We start from the raw sequence: 7,132 nt of genomic DNA, 5'->3' as shown, positions 1-7,132 counted from the left end.
TCCGCGGCGGGCTGGGACACCACGAGGTTCAAGCGGCTGAACGACTGGGTGGCCCACCGCCTGGCCCAGGACTACCCGACACTGGCCGCCCCGAAGATCCGCCGGGAGGTCTGCGAGGAACTCGTCGAGGAGCGGCACGTCCTGCCCGTCCTCGACGGACTGGACGAGTTGCCCCCCGCCGCCCTCACCGCCGCCGTCACCGCCCTCAGCGAGTCCTGTGCCGGGGATGCCCAGTTGATCCTCACCTGCCACGCGACCGAGTACGAGCGTGCCGTCCGCGGACCCGGGAAACCCTTCACCTCGGAGTTGGTCATCGAGCCCGACGACCTCACCCCCGAGGACGCCGCAACCTACCTGGACCGGTGCCTGCACGTCGACCGGGGAGCCTCATGGGACAGGGTCCTTGAAGCCCTGCGCGCCCCCGTCCCCGCAGACGGTCCGGTGGCCCCGCCGGCGGAGGTCACCGCCTCGCCGCTCGGCCTCTGGCTGGTCCGCACCGCCTACGAACACTCCGGCCCCGGCGAACTGCTGGAGCCGGGACGTCACCGCGACGCCGACGACTTGCGCGTCCATCTCTTCGACGCGCTGATCCCCGCCCTGGTCAGGCACCGCCGGCCTGGGGGCAAGGCCTTCGAGCGCTCCGCGCCCCGCCGCAGGCACGACCCGGACGACGTCAGGCGATGGCTCGGATACCTGGCCTCCCTGACCCCGGACACCCCCGAACTGGCCTGGTGGCGACTGGCCCGTGCCGGCAACGCCATCACCGCCGCCACCTCCTGCTGGTTCGGACTCCTGACGGCCGTGGCCGCCACCCTCGCCCTCGCCGGTGCCGCGGCGCTCTTCTTCTCCCCCGTCTCCGGCATCGCGGGCAGTGTCGTCTTCGGCGCCTCCACCGGCTGGGCCGCCGGAATGGCCGCCGGCCACTGGCCGGAGAGCGAGCCGGGCTACGCCCGCCCGCGCCTGCGCGGGCGGCTGTCCGATCTGGCTCGCGCCGTCCTGACGAACATGGTCACCGGGCTCAAGGTGAGCATTCCCATCGGCTGCCTCCTGGCGGCCCTGGGCGCACGGCCCATGGCCGTCCTCCTCGGCCTCGTCCTCGTCGCTCCCCTGGTGCACGGCCTGACCAGCGGCTTCATGGAGTGGGCCGAGACCCCTTCCCACAGCGACCAGCCGCTGACGCCGCTCGACCACCTGGAGGCCGACCGGAGGCTCGGCCTGCTGCGCATGCGGGTTTTCGGCCTGGGCTACGGCCTCACCGTGGCACTGGGCATCGGCTGCTTCCACGGAGTCGCACCCGCCCTCGTGATAGGCCTCATCGGCGCCATGGCCGCCGCCTTCGCCACCGGTGTCCTCCACGGCGACCACCACGCCTGGCTCGCCTTCTCCGTCGCGACCGTCCGCCTCTCCCGGCGGGGTCACCTGCCACGCCCCCTCATGCCGTTCCTCGACGACGCCCACCGCCTCGGTCTGCTGCGCGCGGTCGGCCCCGTCTACCGGTTCCGTCACCAGGCACTCCGGCAGCACCTGGCCAGAGCCCACCGCGCCGCGGAGTCGGCCCGCTGAGGCTCCGTCGCAGCCCTCTTCACGGCCCTCGCCCTGATGCGGCCTCCACCTCATGGCGGCCCGGCCGGGCAGTGCGTCACTCCGGGGGGCCGGTCCCACGCCTGGCGGTGGCCGTCCCGTGGAGGCGGGTGTCGGTCGCCGGTGCCGCCGGGAGCGCCCGGGCGGATCGGCCGCCGAAGGCCCCGCCGTGCCGGGCGGCCACTTACCCGGCTGCCGGGACGGCGCCGCACGGCGCAGGGCGCGCCCCGAACGCATCCGCACCGGCTGGTCGCGGCGGCAGGAACGGGAGCGGCCCCGGCCACGGATCCAGCACGGGCGGGTGAACGAACACGGCGAAGCCCCGGGCGGAGCAGGCCGATCGTGGTCGACGCCCCGCACGTCAGGGCCCTCGTCGCTCCGGCGTCTCGACCGCCCTTCGCCTCAGGGGAACCGGAGAACGCTCATCCGCTGCGGTCTTCGGTGAGGGTGTGCGCGACAAGGGCGTTGGCGTGGCCGTGCCCCAGCCCGTGCTCGGTCTTGAGCCAGGAGACGAGTTCCATGTGCCTGGTCAGGGGTGAGGAGCGGATGAGGTCCTTCCACTCCGCGACCGGGCGACCGTACTTCTTCTCTATCGAGGGGAAGTAAGCGGCGGGTCCTTTTACGGGGTTGGTCATGTCTGCGGTGTCCCGTCTACGCGTGCATGGTGGGGACGGCCGTTACGGCGAGCCGGAGCGGGCCGAGTTCCGTCCGTGTCCTCACATCAGACCACGGGGCACTGACAGGGGACGGCGACGGCCATGGCAGTGACGGCGACGGCGGCACGCCGGGCCGGCCGGACGAACCGGGCGGGACGTCCGCGTCCCACCGAGTGGCCGGCAGTTGAGCGGGCTGCAGAGGGAGCGACCGCACGGGACGGCAGGGCCCGGGGAGTCCCCGTGCGACGGCGCCCTCGGACGGCGGGCACTCACCGCCCGGACACTTCACTGCCGTACTTCCGCCGCATGCGACCCATCCGTCTCACCGCATAGGGGATATTCCGGACTGCTGTACCGGATAAGCGGGGAGGAAAAACGGCCAACCCCAAACCCCCGGGTTCCGGGTGTTGCCGCCCGTTCGACTCGCTCTTAAAGTGGGAGCGCTCCCAAACCATGGCGGCGCGCTGGGCCTTGGTTGAGGGCTGGGAGCGACTTCGATGGCATCGCGATCCGGCGCACTTCCCCCCACAATCCGGCGCGCACCGGCAGGTACGCGGCTCCATGCCGTCCGGCGGGGCCGGCTGCCGTCGACAGCGCGCCTTCCCTTGGAGGTCCCCACATGCGCTTCCACCGATATCGGCCCCGAGCGTGGGCGGCCGCGGTCTTCGTGGCCGTTGCGGGCTTGTCGGTCACCACTCTCAGCGCACCGGCAGGTGCCGTCGGCGGCCCCGGAGCCGCCGCGCAACTGGCGCCCGGCGTCGAGGACGACGGCGCCGACTGCGCAGTGCCCGACCCGGGCCTCTCGCCCGCCAACTCCATGCTCCCCGACCCGTTCACGAAGCTGAACGGTACGCGCATCACCGCCAAGTCCGACTGGCGGTGCCGACGGGCAGAGATCAAGAAGCTGGCGGAGAAGTACGTCTACGGCGAGAAGCGCAGGAAGCCCGAAAGCGTCACGGGGACGGTCTCCAGGACCAGCATCACCGTGAACGTGAGGGACCAGGGCAGGACCTCCAGCTTCTCGGCGAAGGTCGAACTGCCCAGTGGCTCCGGGCCCTTCCCGGCCGTCATCGTCTACGGGGGATTCGGAGCGGACACGGCCACCATCAAGGCCTCCGGTGCCGCCGTCATCAGCTACGACCCCTTCGCGGTCGGACGGGAGGGCACCCCCCGGAACAACAAGCAGGGCGCGTACTACAGCGTCTACGGCTCTTCGAGCAGCACAGGACTGCTGATGGCCTGGGCCTGGGGCGTGAGCCGGATCATCGACGTCATCGAGCAGTCGGACGGCAGCATCCTCAAGGCGGACGCGACCGGCGTCACGGGGTGCTCGCGGTACGGCAAGGGCGCCTTCGTGGCCGGAGCGTTCGACCAGCGCATCGCCCTGACCATGCCGATCGAGTCGGGCAGCGGCGGTGTCGGCGCCTTCCGCTCGATCGCCAGGGAAAGCGGCGCTCAGCCGCTGAGCAGCGCCTACTCGGAACAGCCGTGGCTGGGCGACGCGTTCAACTCCTTCACCGGCAACCCGAACTCGCTGCCGGTGGACACCCACGAGATCGTGGGCATGGTCGCGCCGCGAGGACTGTTCATCATGGACAATCCCCACATCGACTGGCTGGGCGCCAGGTCCGGAGCCGTGGCGGCCCTGGGCGGAGCGGAGGTCTACAAGGCGCTCGGCGCGGGGAGCAACATCACCTACTGGTCCGACGTCCAGGACGGCAACCACTGCGCCGTCAGGTCCGAGTGGAGGACCCCCCTCCAGCAGCACATCCGGAAGTTCCTGCTGAAGACGGGCAGCGACCCCGGCGTGTTCAGGATCTCGAGCAAGAAGCCCGGCAACCTGTCCGAGTGGAGGAACTGGCAGACCCCGACCCTCAGCTAGCCCCGAGGTGAGACCCAGGGCCCGGCGTGCGAACGCCGGGCCCTGGCGTTTCGGCGTTCGGGTTCGGCGGCGCCGGCCCGGTGGGCCTTTTTCCGCCTGTCGGCCAGCGGGACGAGCCGGGGCGGGGCCGCGTGCCGGAGGACACGGGCTCCTGGCGGACGGGGTGCCAATCGGGGTCGGCCCGGCGGGCCGGGAGCCTCGCGCGCTCGCCCGCCCATCGGCGACCCGGCCCGTCCCCGCGCCGCCGGGCCGGGGCGGGGCCGTACACGCCGCGTGAGGCGGCCCGTACGGTCCGGCCCGGCCTCGTTCGCCGACCGGGCGGCGGTCGGCTGCGGATCCGGCCGCGGCAGGAGCGCCTCACGAGGCGGCCGGATCCGCGACCGTGAAGATCATCTTTTCGTAAAGAAGTCGCTTCAACTGCAGGCCGGCGCGTTAGAGTTCACCGTTCCTTTTCTCCGTCCACACATGGATGCTGCATGTACCGACGCATACGCCGCGCCGCAGCGACGCTGGTCCCCGCGGTTCTGGGGCTCACCCTGCTCGCCCCGGCGCCGGCCTCCGCCGAGGTCGTCACCTCGGGGAAGATCACCGCCTACTTCAACTACCCCACCCCCACGGGGCCGTACGACTACTCCGTGTCCGACGGGGCCGCCGAACTCATCGACCTCGCCGACTCCGGCACCATCCGGATGGGGATGTTCTGGCTGAACTCCGCCACCATCAAGGACAAGCTGATCGCCGCGCAGGCGCGCGGCGTCACCGTCAAGGTCGTGGTGGAGGGCAGTGTCTCCGGGTCCCTGAGCGACTTCGCCGCCCAGCTCACCGGGGACAGCCAACTGACCGTCTGCGACCACAGCTGCCTCGGCAACGGCCCGGGGAACGAGACGGCGATCAACCACGACAAGTACATGGTGCTGGACTCGCTGAGCGACGGCCGCAAGAACGTGGTCTGGCAGTCCTCGCAGAACCTGGCCGGCGGACAGGACGGCGAGGTGAACAACGCCGTCGTGGTCTCCGACAACCTCGCCCTGGCCGACCGGTACCGCGCCCACCACGCCGACCAGGTCAAGCACGCCGGCGATTCGCTGCACACCAAGTACGACTACCGGTCCGGGAATCCGGGCGCGGCCGTGGAGGCGTTCTTCTTCCCCCGCGACACCGCGTCCGACGCCGAGCACTACGGGAACGCCGACATCCTGGCCTCGTTCATCGACCAGGTGGACTGCGCCCGCGAGGGACGCATCCGGATCGCCTCCGCCGAACTCGACCAGCGCGCCACCCGCCCGGCGATCTACGACGCCCTCGCGCGCAAGAAGGCGGCCGGCTGCGCGGTGGACACGATCAGCCGGGACTTCAGCGACGGCGGCGAGAACCGCGGCATCAACGAACTGACCGGGCTCGACATCCCCGCCTATGGGGCCCGGCCCGGCGGCTGCCGGTACAAGACCAGCGCCACCGCCTCCTGCAACCGCGGAACCATCCACTCCAAGTACCTGCTGACCGAGTGGAAGAAGGCGGACGGCACACAGGTCCGCCATGTGTACACCGGGTCGCACAACTGGACCAAGGGCGCCCTGACCCGCAACGACGAGACGCTGTTGCGCATCGACGACCCCGCGATCTACCAGGCCTTCGTCAACAACTTCGACACCGCACGGGCCGGCCTCGTCGACATCGACGCCGCCAAGTACGGCCGCACCGCCCAGCACTACTCACGCGTCAACGTGGACGCCGCCGGCGACCAGCACTACAGCGCCGTCGCCTCGGCGGGCACCGCCGACACGACGTACACCGCCGTGGTCTACGAGAACGGCGACCGGCACGACCCCTCGGACCCCGAGCTGGGCACCGACGTGTACATCCGCATGTACAGGAACGGCGTCCCGCTGTGGGACGAGAAGAAGCTGAGCAACAGCGGTACGGCGGGCAACGCCACCTGGTCCCACCAGAAGCCCGACGTGGGCGTCGACGACAACGGCAACGCGATCGTGGTGTGGACGGTCGACGACGACGGCAACAAGTACGGTGACATCGCCGTCCGCAAGGTGACGCCGGCCGGCACGGTGACCAGCCTGCCCCGTCCGCACGCCTCCGGCGACGGGGACCAGCTCCGCCCGACCGTCGCGGTGGCCGGTGACGGCAGCTACGCGGTGGCCTGGGAGAGCACCGCCGACGGCGCGACCCTCAACCAGGTCTTCGCCAGCAGCTGGGACGCCTCCGGTGCCCAGCGCTACCGCGATGTGCAGGTCAGCACCATCAACTCCGGTGCGAACGGCTCCAACAGGCGGCCGGACCTGGCGGTCGACGCGGCCGGGAACGCCGCGATCGTCTGGGAGGAGGACGCCGACGGCAACGGCGGTCTCAACATCGGGCTCGCCGAGCTGACGCCGACCGGGTCCTTCGGCCTCACCCGCCGGGTGGCCAACTCCCTCACCGACGGCCAGCAGAGCAAGCCGGCCGTGGCGCAGACCGCGGACGGGCGCCTGGTGGCCGCCTGGACGGACGAGTACACCACCGGTACCGGCGTACAGGTCCGGCCGCAGCGGGTGTACCACCGGATCTGGTCCGCCGCCGGCACGGCGACGGCCGCGGAGCAGCGGACCACCCCGGACGGCACGGACACCGGCCCGTACGTCGACGCCAAGCGGCCGATCGGCACCCAGGCCGACGCCGATGTGACGGCGGCCGACGACGGCACCTTCGTGGTGGCGTGGAAGGAGGCGTTCGTCGACGGCTTCGACGACGTGTGGGCGCGCGGCTTCAACGCGGACGGCACCACCACGGGCCGTCTGCCCGCCACCCGCATGAACGTGGTGACCGGAGGCGGTCAGGGCGGCCCGGCCGTGACGGTCGCGCCCAGCGGCCGGCTCGCGCTGACGTACTCCGACGACTACGACCAGAACGGGTTCAACGAGATGCGGCTGCGCGACGCCTTCCGCAACGCGTAGGACCCCCGCATCCCCGTACCGGCCTCGGCACCGCGCCGCGCACCCGCGTGGCGCGGTGCCGAGGT

Annotated in this window: 3 protein-coding genes and 1 pseudogene; 3 read left to right on the top strand and 1 reads right to left on the bottom strand. The window is 71.6% G+C overall.

Features of this window, described 5'->3' with window-relative positions; genetic code table 11:
- Positions 1 to 1,563: pseudogene (locus VE546_RS13060) on the top strand (hypothetical protein); the annotation flags it as partial.
- Between the two features lie 440 nt (positions 1,564 to 2,003).
- Here the strand turns inward: VE546_RS13060 and VE546_RS13055 are convergent.
- Positions 2,004 to 2,216, bottom strand: a complete 213-nt coding sequence (locus VE546_RS13055) for a DUF4287 domain-containing protein (protein ID WP_324921848.1) — start codon at positions 2,214 to 2,216, stop codon at positions 2,004 to 2,006.
- A gap of 703 nt (positions 2,217 to 2,919) precedes the next feature.
- On the opposite strand from VE546_RS13055, the gene VE546_RS13050 reads away from it, so the two are divergent.
- Positions 2,920 to 4,119 carry a cellulose-binding protein gene (locus tag VE546_RS13050; RefSeq protein ID WP_324921847.1) on the top strand — a complete coding sequence of 400 codons (1,200 nt, stop codon included), beginning with the start codon at positions 2,920 to 2,922 and terminating at the stop codon, positions 4,117 to 4,119.
- A 476-nt stretch (positions 4,120 to 4,595) separates the two neighbouring features.
- The gene (locus VE546_RS13045) at positions 4,596 to 7,067 is read left to right on the top strand and encodes a phospholipase D-like domain-containing protein (RefSeq protein WP_324921846.1); all 2,472 of its coding nucleotides are present in this window, start codon (positions 4,596 to 4,598) and stop codon (positions 7,065 to 7,067) included.
- Positions 7,068 to 7,132 lie beyond the last annotated feature (65 nt).

The organism is Streptomyces sp. (genome assembly GCF_035644915.1).
GTDB lineage: Bacteria > Actinomycetota > Actinomycetes > Streptomycetales > Streptomycetaceae > Streptomyces.
The sequence above is the reverse complement of the archived record's forward strand: the minus strand, read 5'-3'. Positions and strand labels throughout refer to the sequence as shown.

What these genes read in the sequence shown, in the direction of transcription:
- VE546_RS13055 (WP_324921848.1), bottom strand. Translation starts at nt 2,216, where the DNA reads ATGACCAACCCCGTAAAAGGACCCGCCGCTTACTTCCCCTCGATAGAG.
- VE546_RS13045 (WP_324921846.1), top strand. Translation starts at nt 4,596, where the DNA reads ATGTACCGACGCATACGCCGCGCCGCAGCGACGCTGGTCCCCGCGGTT.